The sequence below is a fragment of the Humiphilus diazotrophicus genome (genome assembly GCF_059726315.1).
The window spans coordinates 7,069,420-7,088,596 of record NZ_AP040870.1 but is presented as its reverse complement, the minus strand read 5'-3'; the positions used below and the strand labels follow the sequence as shown (position 1 = coordinate 7,088,596).

The 19,177-nt window shown below is 49.6% G+C and carries 16 protein-coding genes; 5 read left to right on the top strand and 11 right to left on the bottom strand.

Going from position 1 to position 19,177, the window contains the following annotated elements; all coding sequences use genetic code 11:
• Positions 1-167 precede the first annotated feature (167 nt).
• Genes AC6I7T_RS28340 through AC6I7T_RS28320 form a run of 5 tightly spaced genes read right to left on the bottom strand, consistent with a single transcriptional unit; the run spans position 168 to position 2,501 of the window.
• On the bottom strand, positions 168-1,133 hold the full coding sequence (locus AC6I7T_RS28340; protein WP_497791186.1) for a KTSC domain-containing protein: 966 nt from the start codon (positions 1,131-1,133) through the stop codon (positions 168-170).
• Positions 1,120-1,782, bottom strand: a complete 663-nt coding sequence (locus tag AC6I7T_RS28335) for a hypothetical protein (RefSeq protein WP_497791185.1) — start codon at positions 1,780-1,782, stop codon at positions 1,120-1,122. The genes AC6I7T_RS28340 and AC6I7T_RS28335 overlap by 14 nt, the downstream gene beginning before the upstream one ends.
• The gene (locus AC6I7T_RS28330) at positions 1,779-1,985 is read right to left on the bottom strand and encodes a hypothetical protein (protein WP_497791184.1); all 207 of its coding nucleotides are present in this window, start codon (positions 1,983-1,985) and stop codon (positions 1,779-1,781) included. Before AC6I7T_RS28330 ends, AC6I7T_RS28335 begins: the two co-directional genes overlap by 4 nt.
• Positions 1,982-2,272, bottom strand: a complete 291-nt coding sequence (locus AC6I7T_RS28325) for a hypothetical protein (RefSeq protein WP_497791183.1) — start codon at positions 2,270-2,272, stop codon at positions 1,982-1,984. Before AC6I7T_RS28325 ends, AC6I7T_RS28330 begins: the two co-directional genes overlap by 4 nt.
• A complete protein-coding gene (locus AC6I7T_RS28320) occupies positions 2,265-2,501 on the bottom strand; it encodes a hypothetical protein (RefSeq protein WP_497791182.1) in 237 nt (78 codons plus the stop codon). Before AC6I7T_RS28320 ends, AC6I7T_RS28325 begins: the two co-directional genes overlap by 8 nt.
• A gap of 174 nt (positions 2,502-2,675) precedes the next feature.
• Between AC6I7T_RS28320 and AC6I7T_RS28315 the strand changes: the two genes are divergently transcribed.
• Both AC6I7T_RS28315 and AC6I7T_RS28310 read left to right on the top strand, forming a co-directional pair.
• Entirely contained in the window at positions 2,676-2,963 is a 288-nt protein-coding gene (locus AC6I7T_RS28315) for a helix-turn-helix domain-containing protein (RefSeq protein WP_497791180.1), read from the top strand.
• A gap of 215 nt (positions 2,964-3,178) precedes the next feature.
• Positions 3,179-3,496 (top strand): hypothetical protein, encoded by a 318-nt coding sequence (locus AC6I7T_RS28310; RefSeq protein ID WP_497791179.1) that lies wholly within the window; start codon positions 3,179-3,181, stop codon positions 3,494-3,496.
• 190 nt (positions 3,497-3,686) lie between these two features.
• On the opposite strand, the gene AC6I7T_RS28305 is transcribed toward AC6I7T_RS28310, so the two are convergent.
• The 5 genes from AC6I7T_RS28305 to AC6I7T_RS28285 form a co-directional block, all read right to left on the bottom strand.
• The gene (locus AC6I7T_RS28305) at positions 3,687-5,852 is read right to left on the bottom strand and encodes a tetratricopeptide repeat protein (protein WP_497791178.1); all 2,166 of its coding nucleotides are present in this window, start codon (positions 5,850-5,852) and stop codon (positions 3,687-3,689) included.
• Positions 5,849-7,978, bottom strand: a complete 2,130-nt coding sequence (locus AC6I7T_RS28300) for a tetratricopeptide repeat protein (protein ID WP_497791177.1) — start codon at positions 7,976-7,978, stop codon at positions 5,849-5,851. Before AC6I7T_RS28300 ends, AC6I7T_RS28305 begins: the two co-directional genes overlap by 4 nt.
• A complete protein-coding gene (locus tag AC6I7T_RS28295; protein WP_497791176.1) occupies positions 7,975-10,101 on the bottom strand; it encodes a tetratricopeptide repeat protein in 2,127 nt (708 codons plus the stop codon). Before AC6I7T_RS28295 ends, AC6I7T_RS28300 begins: the two co-directional genes overlap by 4 nt.
• Positions 10,098-12,455 carry a tetratricopeptide repeat protein gene (locus tag AC6I7T_RS28290; RefSeq protein WP_497791175.1) on the bottom strand — a complete coding sequence of 786 codons (2,358 nt, stop codon included), beginning with the start codon at positions 12,453-12,455 and terminating at the stop codon, positions 10,098-10,100. The genes AC6I7T_RS28295 and AC6I7T_RS28290 overlap by 4 nt, the downstream gene beginning before the upstream one ends.
• Before the next feature lie 285 nt (positions 12,456-12,740).
• Entirely contained in the window at positions 12,741-13,232 is a 492-nt protein-coding gene (locus AC6I7T_RS28285; protein WP_497791174.1) for a lysozyme family protein, read from the bottom strand.
• 100 nt (positions 13,233-13,332) lie between these two features.
• On the opposite strand from AC6I7T_RS28285, the gene AC6I7T_RS28280 reads away from it, so the two are divergent.
• The 3 genes from AC6I7T_RS28280 to AC6I7T_RS28270 are packed head-to-tail and all read left to right on the top strand — an operon-like array spanning position 13,333 to position 18,624.
• Positions 13,333-15,081 carry a tetratricopeptide repeat protein gene (locus AC6I7T_RS28280; RefSeq protein WP_497791173.1) on the top strand — a complete coding sequence of 583 codons (1,749 nt, stop codon included), beginning with the start codon at positions 13,333-13,335 and terminating at the stop codon, positions 15,079-15,081.
• Between the two features lie 6 nt (positions 15,082-15,087).
• Positions 15,088-16,569 carry a glycosyltransferase family 9 protein gene (locus tag AC6I7T_RS28275; protein WP_497791172.1) on the top strand — a complete coding sequence of 494 codons (1,482 nt, stop codon included), beginning with the start codon at positions 15,088-15,090 and terminating at the stop codon, positions 16,567-16,569.
• A gap of 21 nt (positions 16,570-16,590) precedes the next feature.
• A complete protein-coding gene (locus AC6I7T_RS28270; RefSeq protein WP_497791171.1) occupies positions 16,591-18,624 on the top strand; it encodes a tetratricopeptide repeat protein in 2,034 nt (677 codons plus the stop codon).
• A gap of 66 nt (positions 18,625-18,690) precedes the next feature.
• Here AC6I7T_RS28270 and AC6I7T_RS28265 read toward each other — a convergent pair whose 3' ends face one another.
• Entirely contained in the window at positions 18,691-19,056 is a 366-nt protein-coding gene (locus tag AC6I7T_RS28265) for a group II intron maturase-specific domain-containing protein (RefSeq protein WP_497791170.1), read from the bottom strand.
• Between the last annotated feature and the right edge of the window lie 121 nt (positions 19,057-19,177).

The following is a 19,177-nucleotide window of genomic DNA, read 5'->3' as shown; positions in this document are numbered from 1 at the left end:
GAGTAAACATGCCTTAACGGAATCGTCAATATTTATCTCAATGCACATATGGAGTACTACATTGTTGGCAATTGGAGGAGTGCGCGACTTCTCTCCATTCTTCCAGCCGAAACGGGCCGGAAGAATGGAAATCTGATTATGGCAAATATAGCACCTCCCAATTCCCGTTATGCCCTCACAGCAACCGAATCCTCGCTGTAGACCTCAACTCCCGGGATGTTAGCTTTATCCTTGAGCGCCCGAACCACCTGACGAATCGCCGACTCATTCGGCATCAGATACTCTCTCGGCAACAACGACTCGTCTACAATCCGAAAGCTCCAATTCTTCCGGCTACTAACGCCTTCTACTTTTGGGACATCCTTCTGCAGTACGACAGAAAGGACGCGCGCCGGAGCAACAGAAGCAGGATTTTGCCGCACTTGAGCTGCAAGCTCTTTTTCTCCTGCCGACTCAAGTGCTAAAGCATCCAATTCGGCCAGTTCTATGGCCTGCTGATGCGCTTCTTCTTCCGCAAGCTGACGTGCTTCAAGAGTAAGAACCGCCTCCCGCTTACGCCGCGCACACTCTTCTTCTGTCAGGTAATGAGCCATGCCATTCTTGATCCATTGCTCAGCTTCGGCATAGGGATTCATAACATCTTTCTCAAGCTGCAAGGCTGCCTTATAAGCCTGATAGGCAGGAACCTTGATTTGATTCACGCGCTGCTGCGCCTGCTTCTTCTCGAGAACAATCCGTTTGAGCCTATTCCCTGCTTCTGCAAACTCAGGCGCAGAGTGGATCACCAAAGCCTTTACCTGCTGAGAGATTTCGATTGCTCTTGTTCTTAATGTTGTTGCATCCGCAGGGAGAGCAGCTTTCTCCTGGACAGGGATCTCTGCCGATCCATCGTCGACACAGTGAAAAGGATGTTGTGGATTGTTCAGAATATGCTTCGCAAAATAGATTCCCAACGACTCGGCGCTCCTGAACTCGTTCCACTTCTCGCGACTTACCGATTGATAGTGATAGATCTTACCTGCAGGAGCCTTCCTCGTTGGAGGAAAGCGTATCGCCAGAACTCCATCCGCTTCGCTGTACCCCATAGCTGCTATGCGCGAACTCTCGACTACTTCCAGTTCAATTTGCTGCATATCTTCCCTCGCTTGCGCCAACGCTCTTAATACCGTTGTTCTGTTTCCAGGCTGACAGCATCAGAGCCGAAATAGCGGCTCCCGCGTCGCTTGGTGTTTCCATGCAGAAGATTTCGTACTTACCATCGGGAAAGAGTTGCACGGCCATTCGCCCCATCCTCCCGCAGCGAGGAATCCGTGTAAGCAGCATCTCGTAGAGAGCGAGTTGCAACGCCCAGCCGGGGTGACGCGCCGTGCACGTCTTGATATCGAGGACATACTGCATTGATCCGAGATAACCGGTCCGGTCAGGGCGTCCGCCCAGTTCGATTCCCATGATGTTACTCAGCGTTGGCTGTGCGATATCGTCAAGTAGGAATTTGGATTCCTTGCGAAATCGCAGCCACCCCTGAAAATATCGAATCTCATCCTCTGCCAGTTTGGATTGGTCCAGTAAACCTTCACGATCGTATTTGGCAGTCCAACGATGAATATTGCTGCCGATTCTGCGTTTGCGCTCAAGGATCTGCGGATCAATATGGCTGTAATCAAACACGCCGGCATCCTTCAGAATTTGAGTAACCGAAGGACGCACAATGCCCTGCCCATTGCGATAGGTGTGCGTGTCCTCTTCATAGCTAAATGCATCCATTTCTTCGTTGAAGCTCATTGGCTTACGGCCTCCTTCTCCGCCTTCAACCATGGCCAATTCGGAATGGGATAAGCATTGACGAAACGCTCAATTCCCACCAGCCCGCGGCATCCACATGCCGGACAGGCATCGACATATTCAATATTCGAAATTGCCTCACATTCCGGATTCAGACAGAGCTGCGCCTTCCGAAGAGGAACAATCTGAATCGAGCTCTTCATGCCTTCTCCCTCAAAATCTTCAGCGCCTTCGCTATCAAGCGGATTTGCTGCGTACTCACACCGAGACTCTTCACCATCTGGCGCAGTTGATTCCGATGGCATCCGAGACTCTCTGACGCTTTCGTCTGAATACCTTCATTTGCCATCAAGGCTTCCAGTGCAAAGCAGTTCCGCAGACGGGTAGAAGCATCCAGTAAAGTGAGATTGGCTTGATACATCCGTCGTGCCACATCAGCTAAGGTCCCGGTCCTGTGCCTGTCCCGTGTCCACTTTTCCAAATCAAGCATGCTCGCCTCCGCGTTGTATCTCAGCTTCCATCACGCTGCTCTGAGAGGAGCAAACAACCTGTAGAGCAAGCTCAACCTGATCACCGAGACGAAACGCTTCGAAGGATTCCCGCTCCAGTCGCAAAAGGCTGTAGCCTCCGGTGCCGTCTCTCAACCACAACTCGCATTGCAGATTTCCCTGCCCATCCTGTTTCGAACTTTTTTCAACGACCTGATATCGGCTGCTCATCGTTCCCCCACCTTCCATCTTTGAAGTAACAAGGCCCTAAACCCGCAGTTGTTTCAGGCTGAAACGCGCACGCTCTCGATCGATGCATTTCCCTGCCGGTCTGATTACTTCTATTCGCACTATGCAGTATTTTTACTGCACGTGTCAACGTTTTTATTGCATACTCAAGAAGAAATGTTGACTCGGGAAAGAATTTCGCTTACGTTCGCAGGCATGAGCAATGATGTGAGTGGAATCGTCGAACCGGGTCAAGTGAGTCTCTGGGTAAGGCTCAAGATCCAGATGAGCGGAGACACGCCCAAATCTTTTGCCGAAAGGCTGGGAGTTCCGCACCAGACAATCTACGCAATCCTGAACGGCAAACAGCAGCCGAGCAAAACACTGCTGGCCAAGCTGGGACTGGAGATTGTCTATCGGATCAAGCAGACAGCGCCGGAGAAGGCGCGTAAGAAGGGGGAGTAACGGAGCAGCAAAGACGGCGACGAGGACGGCACAACCAGACCTTTCCGATTCGATCTATGCTCTCCGCAACAGCTTGGGAACCTGCAAGAAAACTCCACTTCAGTCTATCCAGGTTTCGAAAACCGTCGAACCCTGGATGACCGTGAATCGTGGGATCTGATGATTCCTCACCGGAGAAAAGGCATTTCATTCGAATGGAACGAAAGGAAACTGCTATGAAGCAACTACTCGTCGCAATCGCGTTTCTGGGAGCCAGCATGGCTTTCGCACAACAGCCTAATACTGTGGCTCTATCGGATGCAGAAGCCGCGAAGATTGAATCGGCCAACTTGAAGATACAGAATCTGCAACTTCAATTTCAGCTGGCACAGTCGCAGCTACAGAAGCTGCAGGATCAATATCCAGCCCTGCAAAAAGAATTGAACGATACCGTGGAGGCCGCAAGGAAAGCCCATCAGCTCGGACCGGATGCAGCTCTTTCCCAGGATGGAAAGTCCTTTGCCGTACCGGAAAAATCCCCAGCCAAGAAGTAGCAAGTTACCCGTTTGCGTGTAACTCCGGCGACCAGGAACCCACATCAGTGCGGCCATTCTAGCAGAAACAAATCAGTCTCCTATTTTGCCTATCGACGGCAAAATAGATGGAAAGAATGGCCACACTCTATCAATGAACGCCAGACAAGCTGTTCTTTAGACGAGGTCACACTACGGCCTGCTATCAGCTTTATTGATCTGCGCAAACAGCTTTCAAATCTTCCTGTCGGCAACGATCTGCGGCAAGTTTGGCAAGCTCCGACTTCATAAGTTCGACAAGTCCCGGCCAATCTCCTGCCTGTGGCTGACGGAAGATACGTGCACTGGGATACCAGGGAGTATCCTCCCGGTTGCGGAACCAGCGCCAGTCACTCCGGCAATTGGCAATCATGATCCAGACAGGAATCCCCAGAGCTCCCGCTAGGTGCGCAACCGCGGTATCGACTGTAATAACAAGGTCCAACCCGGCAATGAATGCCGCCGTATCATAAAAGTCAGTGTATTTCGAGCAGACGTCAACGACTTGAAAATCGGGAGAAACTCCGGCAATTTCCTTAACGCTTTCTCCCACCTGTAGAGAATAGTAGGAAACTCCAGGGATGGTTCCGAGTGGCATAAGATGCTTCAGACGTGCCGATCGATAGATATCGGTAGGATTGCCCGGATTTCCGCTCCATGCTAAACCGACCCTCAATCCCTCGTTTTGCCACTTCTCTTTTGCCTCTTCTATCACGGCAGACGGAACGGACAGGTACGAAGGCACAGAGAAGATCGTCTCCATCGGCGTTCCAAAGATCATAGGCAAGCTCATCAGGGGGCAGTGACAGGAAAATTCCGGCAAAGGATCTCCGCTAGGAATCACTAGATCAACACCTGGAAGGTCCTTGAGTACCTTGGCAAGGCTGCGCTGAACATCGAGAACAACGCGGCCACCCCGTGCAGCAACCAATGGCAGATAGCGAACGAATTGAATCGTATCTCCCAGCCCTTGCTCGGCGTGAATCAAGATTGTCCGGCCATCAAGCGGCTCGCCTTTCCAAAGTGGACAATCGAAGCTGCGAGGCCTGTTAATCGGAAGCTTCCAGCGCCATTCCTGCTCTAAGAAGCCCTCGTGAAGGCGTCCATCGGCCAACAATGCATAGGCTAGATTGCAATGAGTTCGCGCATCTTCAGGTTCAAGCTTGAGAGACTCGCGATATGTCTCGATTGCCTTATCGGCTTCTCCCAATTCATTCAAGGCCAAGGCAAGATTACACAAAGCTCTGAATCTGGCAGTCTTCAGCGTCGATCTATCCGGTTCATTCGCTGTACTGAAATCTGCCGTCAATTCGATAACTCGCTTGTAGCAAACAATTGCATCAGATTGTCTGAAGTTTTCACGCAGAACGTTGCCCAGATTGTAGTGAGCTTCAACCAAGCCAGGATCGAGATCTACAGCTGCACGAAAAGAGACTTCGGCAGCGGATAAATCCTTAAGCTTTAAACGAGCAAGCCCAAGATTAAAGTGAGCAAGTTCATATCCTGGCTTATCGGCGATAGCTCTTTCATAACAACAGGAGGCTTCTTCATACTTTCCCTCTTCAGCAAGAAGCTCACCCAGGTAGTTATGACATTCAGGATAATTCGGCTTAAGAGACAAGGCTCCGCGATAGGCATCTGCCGCTTCTACAGCCTGCTTGTTGGCAGCCAGAGAGGATCCCAGACAGAATAGACATTCTGCATCTTCAGGGTGTATTGCCAGGCAACTTTTGAACGCCTCAATAGCACCAGGGTAGTCCTGCTTTTTCTGGCAGGCATTTCCAAGATTGAAGTAATACTCTGGCCTGTTCTTGTCCAGTTGAATGGCATTACGGTAGCAAGTAATCGCCGCATCTGTCTGCTCGAGCTTGCTAAGCATTCGCCCCAGGTTGTAATGCGCTTCTGCAAAGCCTGGTTGCAGCTTTAGCGCCATCCCGTAGGCCTGCGCGGCTATCTCGGGCTGGTTCAACTCTGCAAGAGCATTTCCCATTCCGAAATGTGCTTCAAAGTAATCGGACTTCAGAAGAACGGCTTGGCGATAGCAATTCGCGGCCTCCATCCCTTGCCTGTTCTTCAAGTAGGTATTTCCAAGATTGTGGTGATAGTGCGGCACGGAAGGATTGGCAGCAACTGCAGCTTTCATAAGCTCAATAGCCATATCGAGCTTCTCCATCTGTTGGGCAACTACACCAAGCAGATGAAGTGCATCACTATGCCGTGGATTCTGTTGCAGAATCTCCTGATAGCCTGCGGCAGCTTCATCTAGCCGACCCGCCTGATGATGCTGCAAAGATTGATTTAACAACCGCTGTAGCCTTGTATCCTCTTTACTGCTCACAGAGCTGTCACCGCCATATTCTTTTTGTCTTTCATAGAATATTCCACAACCAATTTTTCCAGCTCCGTCTTAATCATGGCCACAAGGCCGGGCCAATCCCCAGGCTGAGGTTGACGGAAAAGGCGTGCACTGGGATACCAGGGAGTATCGGACCGATCCCGTAACCAGCGCCAATCGATTCTGTTGTGTGCAAGCAGAATCCAAACGGGAATCCCCAACGCGCCCGCCAGATGCGCGATAGACGTATCTATCGAAATTACCAGATCCAATCCAGCTACAAATGCTGCTGTATCGGTGAGATCTTTATGCTGCGAGCAAGCGTCGATCAAAGGAAAGGATGATGCAACCTCGCCAATCTGGTCAAGTGACGGTCCCATTTGCAAAGAATAGAAAGTTGTTCCCGATACATCGCTTAAAGGAATTAGCTCTTTCAGAGGAATGGAGCGGTATGAGTTCATGACATGAGTAGGACTACCACTCCACACAACACCGATACGCAAACCGGAGGCCGGAAGCGCTGCCCTTGCCGCCTCTACTTCCTCCAGAGGCAGAGAAAGATACTGCGCAGCCGCAGGAATTGTATCTATTGTTGTCTCAAAAACCCAGGGAAGGCTCATCAGGGGGCAATGATAGTCGAACGATGGCAGCGGGTCACCCGTCGAAACGATCTGCTCCACACCAGGAAAATTCTGGAACAATCTATGTAACCGCGGCTGCACATCGAGAATCACACGTCCACCGCGTTGGGCAACCATTGAAACATATCGGACAAATTGAATCGTATCGCCCAATCCCTGCTCGGCGTAAAGAAGAATCTTCTTGCCTTCGAGTGGCTCTCCTCGCCATAGTGGACAATCAAAGCTGCGTGGCTTTGCATTGCCCTCTAGCTTCCAGCGCCACTCATGTTCCAACCATCCTTCTTTCCATTTGCCGGCCATAAGAAGAGTGTAGGAGTGATTACAGCGCGTAATGGCATTGTCGGGATAAAGTTTGAATAACTCTTGGTAAGCCTCAAGCGATTCGCTAAGCTTTCCAATCTCATTGAAACAGAGAGCGAGATTTCCTAACGCCTGCCCAAGGATGCCCGGATCTTTAGAAAGCTGTGCCTCACGATAGCAGCTAATCGCTTCACGAAGTCTGAAATCGTCCTGAAGGAGGTTTCCCAGACTCAGATTTACTTCGGGAACATCTGGCTTAAGCTCGAGCGATCGTCGAAATGACTGTTCTGCCTCGGCACGCTGATTCAGTTGTAGCTGAACCTTCCCCAGGAGGAAATGAACGGTTGCATCCTGAGCATTCAGCTCAACAGTGCGACGATAGCACGCCAAAGCCTCCGTAAAACGCTTCTGCTCAGAGAACAGTGTGCCCAAGGTTCTCCAACAGTCACAATAGTCGGGCTTTTGGGCAAGAGCATATCGATATGACGCCTCTGCTCCTTCGTGCTTACCAGAAACAGACAATAACAGTCCTAATCTGTAACTACACTCAGCATCTTTAGGACTAAGCTCCAGCGAGCTTCGATAAGCATGCATCGCACCGGAATAATCCTTCTGTTCAACCAGAAGATTCCCAAGATCGAAGAAGTACTCCGGATGACGGGCATCAAGCTGAATGGCTTTACGATAAGAAGCAACCGCATCGTCAAACTTATGGAGCATGCATAACATGCGACCGAGATTATAATGCGCTTCCGCAAACCGTGGCTGCAAATTGATAGCCAGCTGATAGGCTTGCGCAGCCGCTTCCGCCTGGTCTAGTGCCGCAAGAGCATTCCCCATACCAAGATGCGCTTCAAAGTAATCGGGCTTAAGCAGAATCGCCTGGCGATAGCAGTTCACCGCCTCCATCATCTGATGGTTTTTAGAGTAAGTATTCCCCAGATTATGGTGATAGTGAGCTATGCCCGGATTAATAGAAACAGCAGCCTTCATAAGCTCGATTGCCATATCGAGCTTATCCAATTGTTGAGCTACAACACCCAGAAGATGGAGAGCATCACAGTGTCGAGGATTTTCCTGCAAAATCCTTTGATATCCAGCTGCAGCTTCTCCTAACCTCCCAGCCTGATGATGCTGTAAGGATTCGTTCAATAGCTGCTGTTGTTTCCTGGCATTTCCTTGAGTCACTGTGCGGTCACCACCATGTTTCCTGTTTCTAGTGCACTAGGTTCCAATACAAGTCGCTGGAGTTCAGACTTAACAAGCGATATAAGGCCGGACCAGTCGCCAGGCCGAGGTTGCCGAAAGATGCGTGCGCTAGGATACCAAGGTGTATCGGATCGATCCCGCAGCCAGCGCCAATCGGTTCTATTGTGTGCAATCAGAATCCAAACGGGGACTCCCAATGCACCTGCCAGATGTGCAACTGCAGTATCTACTGCGATCACCAGATCCAAACCCGATACAAATGCCGCCGTATCGGCAAAATCGGAATACCCGGAACAGACAACGGCTACAGAGAAAGATTCTTCCACCTCTTTGATCTGATCAACGGCCTTCCCTACCTGAAGAGAATAAAAGGCAGCCCCCGACACATCAGAGAGAGGAACAAGCTCCCGCAAATGCATCGAGCGCTGAGCATCCATGACATGCTTAGGATGTCCACTCCATACCAATCCAACACGTAGCCCCGCACCTGGCCAGCTGTCCTTTGCTGCAGCCACTTGGCTGGCAGGGACAGATAAATACGAGGGAGCCGATGGCACTGTTTCAACGGTAGTATGAAAAGCCAGAGGCAAACTCATAAATGGGCAATGGTAATCAAACTCCGGAAGCGATTCCCCTAGCGAGGTAATTTGGTCTACGCCAGGATATCCTTCGAACAGGCGGCGCAGATTGGGCTGAACATTCAAAATCACTCGCCCACCGCGCTCCACAATCAGAGGCACATAACGAAGGAATTGGATGGAATCGCCGAAGCCCTGTTCTGCATGAATAAGAATTCTCTGGCCACGGAGATCTTCGCCTCTCCAAAGAGGTCGGTCAAAACTGCGAGGTTTTGCATTGCCCTCTAGCTTCCAGCGCCATTCATGCTCCAACCATCCAGCTTCCCATTTGCCAGCCATAAGAAGCGTGTAGGCATGGTTGCAATGCATGATTGCATTCTCTGGATCGACCTTGAAGGATTCTTGATACGTCTGGAGAGATTCGTCAATCAAACCGCTCTCATTAAGAGAGAGCGCAAGATTCATCGTCGCCTGCGAACGATATGTAGCGTTTTCCGTTACTTGTGCCTTCCGGTAGCATTGAATTGCCTCCGGAAGCCGAAAACTTTCCCTAAGAATGTTTCCTAAATTGAAATAAGCTTCAGGCAAATCTGCGTCCAGAGCAAGTGCCGAACGGAATGACTGCTCAGCATCAGAAGAATGCTTTAATTCCAGCTGAGCAATCCCCAGATAGAAATATGCGACGGCATCGTCAGGCTGAAGGGAGATAACATGTTGATAGCATTCTGCCGCCTCAGAAAAGCGCTTCTCTCCGGAAAGTAATTTTCCTAAGTTTTTCCAGCACTCGAGATAATCCTGCTTTTGAGTAAGCGCACGCCGGTATGCCTCCTCGGCTTCCCGTTTTTTTCCTACAACATCGAGAGACTGGCCAAGATTGTTATTGCATTCGGGATCGAAGGCTTCAAGCAGAAGTGAACTTTGATAGGCCTCTATTGAGGCGAGGAAATCTTCTTTTCTTCTGAGTGCATTGCCCAGGTTAAAGAAATATGCAGGCTGATTGCCGTCGAGTTGAATCGCCGCACGATAACAGGCAACAGCCGCATCGAACTTTTCCAGCTTGCTCAGCATTCGGCCCAGATTGTAATAGCCTTCTGCGAACCGAGGCTGCATCTTTACCGATGCTTGATAAGCCTCGGCAGCAATCTGGAATTCACCTAATTCAGCTAATGCATTCCCCATGCCAAAGTGCGCTTCAAAATAATCGGGCCTCAGTAGAAGCGCCTGCCGGTAGCAGTTCGCTGCTTCAGCAGCCTGCTTGTTTTTCAGATAGGTATTTCCCAGGTTGTGGTGATAGTGAGCCACAGAAGGGCTAACCGCAACGGCAGCCTTCATCAGCTCGATCGCCATATCGAGCTTGTCCATTTGCTGCGCTACTACGCCCAATAGATGCAGCGCATCGCCATGCTGCGGATCCCGGGTGAGAATTTGTTGATATCCCGCCGCCGCCTCTCCTAACCTCCCAGCTTGATGATGCTGTAAAGCTTTGTTCAGGAGCTCGGCCGTACTCAGTGGACTCGTACTCATGCAGAAGCCACCATTGCAGAATTCCGGATCTCGCCAAATGCCATTGCAAGTTTGTTCAGTTCAGATTGAACTCTCGTAATCAGTCCAGTCCAGTCATTCGGCCTCTCCTGACGGAAGAGCCGTGCACTCGGATACCATGGACTATCTTCCCTGTCTAGAAGCCAACGCCAATCGACATGTTCATAAGCAAGCAGTATCCAGACAGGGATACCAAGAGCACCGGATAAATGCGCCACCGAGGTATCTACAGTAATCACGAGATCGAGTCCAGAGATGAACGCAGCAGTATCGGCAAAGTCTGTATATCCGGAACAAACATCGAGGATCTGAAAAGAGGATGCGACCTCCTCGATCTGCTCTACAGCAGAACCTACCTGCAAAGAATAAAGCGTCACCCCGGGCACTTGGCCCAACGGAATCATCTGCCGCAGATGCATGGAGCGATATGCATCTGCATAGTGTTCCGGGTTCCCACTCCATACAAGTCCCACTCGGAGCCCTTCTCCGGGCCACTTCTGCTTTCGAGCATCTACCTCGTCCTTTGGAATGCTGAGGTAGGGCACTTCGGCTGGAATTGTATCGAGAGAGGTTTTAAAAGCTCTCGGCAGACTCATCAGCGGGCAGTGATAGTCGAACTCCGGCAAATTCCCTTTTGTAATGATGATTCGCTCGATCTCTGGAATCCAACAAAGCAGGTTCCTTAACGAGGGTGGAGACTCAAGAATAATTCTCCCGCCACGTTCTGCCACAAGAGGGATATAGCGAACCATCTGCAGAATGTCGCCGTACCCCTGCTCCATGTGGAGAAATATCTTTTTCCCGTCTAGAGGCTCCCCATGCCACATCGGACAACCGAAGTCCCGCAGTTTTGTCGGAAACTTTGGATTTTTCCAGCGCCACTCCATCTCGTCCCAACCCTCGACCAGTCTGCCTGCCTTAAGCAGAACAACGGCTAGATTGTTATGGAGCATGACGTCGTCAGGATGGTGATCTAGAGCTTCTTGATAACAGTGAATGGCTTTGTCTACTTGGTCATTGCCAAGCAGGCAGATTCCTAAGTTGTAGATCGTCGGCAAATAGATGGGCAGAGTAAAAACACTTTCCGCCGAAGAGTTATCCGGGTCAAGTGCTTTCCGATAGGAATCAATAGCCTCGGGAAATCTGAACTGCGATTGGTATAGGCCCCCCAGATTGAACCAAGCCTCTCTCGATCCAGGATCGATTTCCAGAGCTTTGTGAAAGGTAATCTCCGCTCCAGAATAATCTTCCGCCTTAATTCGGGCTTGCCCCAAGGTGTAATAGGCATTGAGATATCTAGGATCTATCGCAAGTGCACTTTCGCATGATTCGATTGCCTCATCACTCTTATTCTGCTCAAGTAATGATTGAGCCAAGCTTCGATGATAGCCGACTTCTTCAGACTTTCGTTTGAGAGCTTCGCGAAAGTTCTTCTCTGCCTCTCCGTGATTCTGCTTCTGAAGGTATAGATTCCCCAATCCCCAGAATGCCTCAGCCAGAGAAGGGTCCAGTTGTATCGCCGTCTCATAGGAAGTTTGAGCTTCTTCCGACTTCTCCGTGATAGAGAGAAGCGCACCAAGCTGAAGATGCGCCATCGCATAATCGGGCTTGATGGCAACCGCACGACGAAGAGCCTTTTCACCCTCTACGTAGTCTTTCAGGATGTAATAAGCTGCTCCGAGGTTACAGAGAGCCTCAGTATCATTAGCCTGCATAGCGAGCACAGATTGGAAACAGTCAATTGCCTCAGCATAGTTCTCAGTCTTGAGCAAAAGAGAGCCCAAGTTAAAGAAATACTCTGGATGTTTATTATCGAGCTCAACAGCAGCACGATAGCAAGCAATAGCCGCATCCAGTTTCTTCAATTGGCTCAACATCCGTCCAAGATTGTAATAACCTTCTGCGAATCGCGGTTGCAGCTTTACCGACGTTTGATAAGCCTGAGCAGCCACTTCAAATTGATTCAACTCGGCGAGTGCATTCCCCATCCCAAAATGCGCCTCAAAGTAGTCAGACTTCAGCAGAATCGCTTGACGATAACATTGCACAGCCTCTGCCGCTTGCTTGTTCTTCAGATAAGTATTTCCCAGATTATGGTGATAATGAGCCACAGACGGGTTGACAGCAATGGCAGCCTTCATCAACTCGATAGCCATATCGAGTTTGTCCATCTGCTGCGCCACAACTCCCATCAGATGCAAAGCATCACTGTGCTTTGGATTCTGATTCAGAATCTGCTGGTATCCGGCTGCGGCCTCTCCCAATCGTCCGGCCTGATGATGCTGTAGAGCTTGATTCAGAAGCTGGACCAAAGTCTGATGATTCCTATTGCTCATAGAGAACTCGTTTCCCCTGAGCGGGCTTTGCAATCCTGCTCTGTTGCAAACTTATTCAACGTCATTCTGCTCCCAGCATCTGATTGAAAGATAAAAGCCTTTGAAGTCAAATCAACAATTCTTCTTGCAATTGCATCGGTCTTCTGGCATCCCTGACAAAAAGCCACCTTCAGGACCTAAAAATCGCGGTCAATATTTATTCAGAATGAGCGCACTGCAGGTTCACCTCCTGAATGGATCCAGAAAAATAAGAAATTCCTAATAGGGCGCGGCCGCACAATATGTTTACTTCCCCCGCAACAACGCGGCATCGCGTAATGCCCTCTTGCCCCACTGTTTAGCAAGCTTGGAGTTCAGGAGTTCGGCTGCAGCAGTATCCCAATCTTGGCGAGTAATCGCTTCCAACATCCGATGGAAGTTTGCCAGCGTTCCAACCCCAGCCCAAGCTATATCGAGCAATGCGAGTTGCCTGTCACCTGAAAGCTCATCGAATCCGGCAAAAATTCTCCGAACTTGAGGGATGACTTCCGCAATGCAGTGCTCAAGCAACAAATTACGCTGATCTTCTGTGATAGCTGGCTTTCCGGTTCCCTTCAAAGCCATTGCTCTGTCGTACTGAATGCCACAGGAAGCGCAGACTGTCTTGGCATCGGCCCTCTGCATATTGAAGCCGTTACCTGTAGTCCAGATTCCGAGACTATCAGCATAGACGTCCAGACGATCCCCCTCATTCCGACGTATAGAACTCTTCAAATCTTCTATTTTGAAATTCAGCATGATCAATTCCTGTTTTGGGAAGGTTGATTAGTTTGTAAAGGCCAGAGGACCTAATAGGCGAGATGAGTTGCACTACCCTTGCGATATGAATGAGGAGCTTTTGGAGACCGACATAAACAATTCAGACCAAGTGCCTATTCACGACCGGCTAAATCGTTCTCTCCAACTCCACCATGAAGGAAAGCTCGAAGAAGCAAAAAAAGGATACGAGGCGATTCTTGAAAAAGATCCGAGCCAAGCGGATGTCTTTTGCTTGCTCGGAGTTCTCGCTCAGCAGCAAGGCAGGTACAACGACGCCATCGATCTGATGAAAGCTGCAATAGTCCTGAATCCCCTGGGTCCGGACTATCACCAGGGTCTTGGTGATACATATCTGCAGACCAATCAATTCCGCGAGGCTATTGAATGCTATCAACAAGTTATTCGAATAAAGCCGGACTACTATGCCGCGTACAAAGGAATGGGCGACGCACTGGCTAAGTTGAATCTGTTTGAGGTCGCCGCAGATTCCTACCAGATGGCAATTAAGTTTCAGCCCACATTCAGAGAAGCATATTTCGACCTTGGAAGAATGCTTAGTAAGCAAGGTGAGCTGGATGCAGCCATCGCAGTCTATCGTCAAGCTATACAGTTAACCCGCAGCGATGCTCATTCAGATCCGACACAAGCCCAATATCTTTTTGAAACTGCAAAGCAGTTTGGACAGATAGGCAGAAGCGACGAAGCACTAGAACTTTATAGATACGCGATACAGGCTGATCCGCAGCATGCGAAAGCCAATTGGGAAATTGGAAATATCTATTACAAGAGAAGTGACCTGCCGAAAACACTTGAGTATTACAGGCGGGCTAAACAAGAACTACCTGATAATCCATTTCTTCGCACCAATTTAGGACTTGCCCTTCTCTCCGATGGTCAGTATCCAGAAGGCTGGTCAGAGTTTGAGTGGAGATTAAAAACTCCAGAATACCCCAATCAGTACCGCAATTCAGGCAAGCCTCAGTGGCAAGGCGAAGACCTGCACGGCAAGACGATACTCCTGCATGCCGAACAGGGTCTTGGAGATACCCTTCAGTTCGTCCGTTACGCGCCAATGGTTGCACAACGTGGCGGGCGGGTAATTCTGGAAGTACAACCGCGCCTGTGCAAGACACTCAGCCAAATGCCTGGCGTTACCCAGGTGATAGCTGCGGGTGAATCTTTACCCGATTTTGATTGCTACTGCTCACTGATGAGCTTACCGTTCGTCTTTCGTACAACAGTTGATACTATTCCGGAGATAAGCCCTTATATCAGGATCAATCCGGAAGCCGTTGAAGCGGCTCGAAAGCAGTGGCCTGGCCGTGGATTACGCGTGGGTATCGCCTGGAGTGGTAGTCCGACAAATCCTGTTCACAACTGCAGGTCCATGCTCTTGAGACAACTGTCACCACTGGGAAAGGTAGAGGGAGTTTCTCTCTATTCGCTCCAAGTGGGAGAAGCAAGCAAACAAATTGCTACTGCAGCTGCCGATTTTCAAGTCGTGGACGTATGCTCCGGTTATACCGACTTCTTCGATACGGCTGCCTTCGTCAGCGGACTCGATCTGGTAATAACAGTCGATACTTCAGTGGCACACCTAGCAGGCGCTCTCGGTATCCCTATTTGGATATTGCTCACCAAAGAATGGACAGACTGGCGCTGGCTTCATAACAGAACTACCAGCCCATGGTATCCAAGTGCACGACTATTTCGTCAATCCAAAACCGCAGACTGGTCGGGACTGATGGATCTCGTTAAATCAGAGCTGGAGCAATTCGCCAGCTTCAATATGCCTGCCACATCCAAGAGCAACAGTTCTTCCAATTGATCAATTATGAGCACTTCTGTCCTAAATATAGATCGGCTATTAAGACAAGCACTCGAGCATCATCAAGCAGGTAGGCTTGAAGCTGCTGCACAGGGCTATCAGGCTATTCTGCAACAGAATGTCCAACACAGTGATGCCCTGCACTTGCTCGGAGTTGTGGCACAGCAACAAGGCAAGTTTGAAGCCGCAATTGAACTTATCAAAGCTGCGATTGCACAGAACGCCTCAATGCCCCATTATCATCACAACCTGGGGAACACCTATCTACAAGCCGAGCAGCCGCTCCCAGCTATCGAATGCTATCGTCAGGCAATCCAGCTGAAGCCCAACTATTATGAAGCACATAATGGAATGGGAAATGCCCTGGCTAAGCTCAATATCGAAGATGTAGCAGCAGAAGCCTATCGAAGCGCAATTTCGTTAAATCCGTCCTTTGCTGAAGCCCATTACAATCTGGGCCGTATGCTCGATATGCTCGACAAACCAGAAGAGGCTATCGCCTGCTATCGGACAGCGACTCAACTTGATCGCGCAAATCCGGACTATCACTTCAACTTAAGTGGCCTTCTCTTAATGCAGGGCCAGTTCGCTGAAGGATGGAAAGAATACGAGTGGCGTTGGAAACTGAATGATTTCCCGAATATGCCTCGCGAACGATGGTATCCACGTTGGAATGGAGAACCGCTGTTTGGCAAAAAGATCCTCCTTCATGCCGAACAGGGCTATGGAGATACGCTACAGTTTGTACGCTATATTCCGCTCGTCGCAGAACGTGGTGGAGAAATTATTCTTGAGGTTCAACCTGCACTTCACCGATTGCTTTCCGGCTACCCGGGAGTTTCAAGCGTTATCGCTCAAGGAGATCCGGTCCCTGCCATCTCCTGCCAGTGCCCCCTAATGAGCCTTCCACTCGTATTTGGAACATCTTTTGAAAACATTCCCATCTCGACGTCCTATATTAAGGTTCCGGAACAAGAGATCGAAAAAGCCAAAAGCCGTTGGCCCGGACATGGATTACGGGTTGGTATAGCTTGGGCCGGAGCGAAAACCCATCGTCACAACAATCATCGTTCCATGACCCTCGATGATTTCGCACCATTGGGAAGTATCCCAGGTATCACGCTCTACTCTCTGCAAGTTGGGGAAGCTGCCAAGCAACTACACGACCCATCTCTCAGATTTTCAATACAGGATGCGTCTTCCAGGAATACAGATTTTGCCCAGACCGCAGCTTTCATTGCCGGTCTCGATTTAGTCATTACAGTGGACACTTCAGTATCACATTTAGCTGGAGCACTCGGCATCCCAGTCTGGATTCTCTTGGCCTACAGTCGCATCGACTGGCGCTGGTTCAAAAACCGAGAGGATAGCCCCTGGTATCCAACAGCCCGCCTCTTCCGGCAAGCGCAATCAGGCGATTGGTCTGAATTGGTTAGTAAAGTTTGCACACAGATAGAAAAGCTTGTAACCAACGCTATTACAGCTTAAACCCATGCATGGTGTTCTTTTATGACTGAGAATTATGCTTCTGAAGGGAGCAACCTAAACAAGGCGCTAAAGCATCATCAAGCAGGACAGCTCGCAGAAGCGGCAGCAGGCTATCAGGCAATTCTGCAACAGAACCCAACTCACAGTGACGCCTTGCATCTCTTGGGTGTCGTAGCTCAGCAGCTAGACAAGCTCGATATGGCTATTGAGCTTATGCGAGCAGCTATCGTTCAAAGACCAGCTGTCGCTCATTACCATCACAACCTTGGTAATACTTATTTAAAGAATAAACAAATAGATGAAGCTGTAAGCTGTTATCGACAGGCACTGAATCTCAAACCTGATTATTTCGAAGCTCACAACGGACTTGGTAATGCACTTACGAATCTCAATCAATGGGAAATCGCGGCAGAGGCATATCAGCATGCAATTCAATTACAGCCATCATTCGCGGAAGCGTACTATAACCTTGCACGAGTATTAGTTAAGCTCAACAAGATCGAACCAGCCATTTCTTCATATCGCAAAGCCATTCAACTCGACAACAGACATCAGGAATACTTCTTCAATCTCGGAGGACTCCTGCTGAAAAGAGAAGACCATTCTGGAGCTATCGAATGCTACAAAGCCGCATTGGCTCTGAATCCACAAGATCCCGAATGCCTGAGCAATCTTGGATTAACCTACGCGAGAATTAACGATCCAGAAAATGCAATAGCCTCCTACCAGAAAGCGATTCAGATAGATCCAAGCTATGCAGGGGCACATAGCAACCTTGCAATATCACTTCTCAAAGAGAGGAGGCTCTCTGAAGCAGAAGAGTGCTGCATGCGCGCTATTGTAATTGATCCTGGATTTGCTGAAGCCCAATACAACCTGGGCAATATACTCCGTGAGCGAGACCGTCTATCGGAAGCTATCCAGGCGTACAAAAAAGCGATAGCTCTCTCTTCAAGTGGAAACATATCAAATACAGATTCTGGCAACAAATCTCTACAAGATGTTCATTGGCAAGCAAGCAACAATCTCGCATGTACGCTGGATGAGCTAGGAGATACAGCAGCGGCACTTGAATGCTACAAACAGGCCATGGCCGACGATCCAGAAAATCCTGCTCTTCATTGGAATAGAGGTCTAATTCTCTTAAGGCATGGAAACTTCTCCGATGGTTGGAAAGAATACGAATGGCGGTGGAAACGAAAAGATTTCTCGACCGAGTTAAGGAGCTTTGGTTGTCCGATCTGGAGAGGCGAACCGCTACACGGAGAAAAGATTTTACTGCATGCAGAGCAAGGTTTCGGCGACACATTACAATTTGTTCGTTACGCCCCGCTTGTCACTCAATGTGGAGGGGAAGTTATCCTCGAAGTCCAGCCGGCTCTTCGCCAGCTGATTGAAATGATGCCGGGAACCTGTAGAGTTATCGCTCAAGGAGAACCGCTACCAGAAGTTTCATGGCATTGTCCACTCATGAGCCTACCTCTGGCCTTTCGCACCACAGAAGAAAGTATTCCATCATTCGCCTCTTATCTCCAAGTCCAAAAAGATGAGGTCGCAAGAGTAAAGGAAAGATGGCCAGGATCTGGTTTCCGCGTGGGGATTGCCTGGGCTGGCAATTCCTCCCACGTGCAAGACCCACACCGATCAATGAAGCTCCATGATTTCCTACCTCTAGCAACAATTTCAGGAATCACTATCTATTCTCTCCAGTTGGGGAAGGCAGCTAAACAGATCCAGGAAATACAATCCAAATTCACTATTATCGATGCATGCTCTCAAAACTCCGACTTCACTGAAACGGCAGTCTTTATAGCAGGTCTAGACTTAGTTATCAGTGTCGATACAGCAGTTGCGCATTTGGCTGGAGCTCTAGGCATTCCCGTTTGGATCCTACTGCCCCATACTCAAGCTGACTGGCGTTGGCTTCGGAATCGTAACGACAGTTCATGGTATCCATCAGCTACGCTCTTTCGGCAGATCACACCAAATGATTGGGCTACTCCAATCAAGTTGATCATGGAAAGACTCACCTCTATGTTGGATTCTCCAACATAGAAGGAAGTAACCTCTCCTCCAACCACACCACTGCCCAGCACCCTCTTTCGGCCTTAGACCACTCTTTCAGGGATTCGGCAATTTCGATTCACAGTTCTTCACATTTTGCCGCATCTGTGAAATTGCGCTTCCGCTGTTGCGCCACAATCGGAGACTATTTCCTGCCACCATCAGCACAACCTCCGAATTTGCCTGCCTTACCATAAGTTCTCGATATATCGTTTTGCCACGTCTCCACTGTTTGAGTTGGGTCGCTCGTATTCGATGGCGTATCCACTGATCCAGTTCTTTCCAGACTTTGGGAGTTTCGGCTAGTCGAAAGTATGCTTTCCATCCGAGCACATAACTGCGTAGTTGAGCCATTACCTGCTGCAAGCTTCGTCCGTTCGAGCATCCGGCGAGCTTGCGTATCCGCTGCTTGAACGTTCTCACTGCCTTATCTGCCACACGGCGTTTGATCTTGCCGCCTGCGGTAACTCAGAGGCTGTAACCCAGGAACTTGCGCTGGAATACACTGCTCACTGCGCTCTTGGCTCGTTCGCATTAAGGCGCA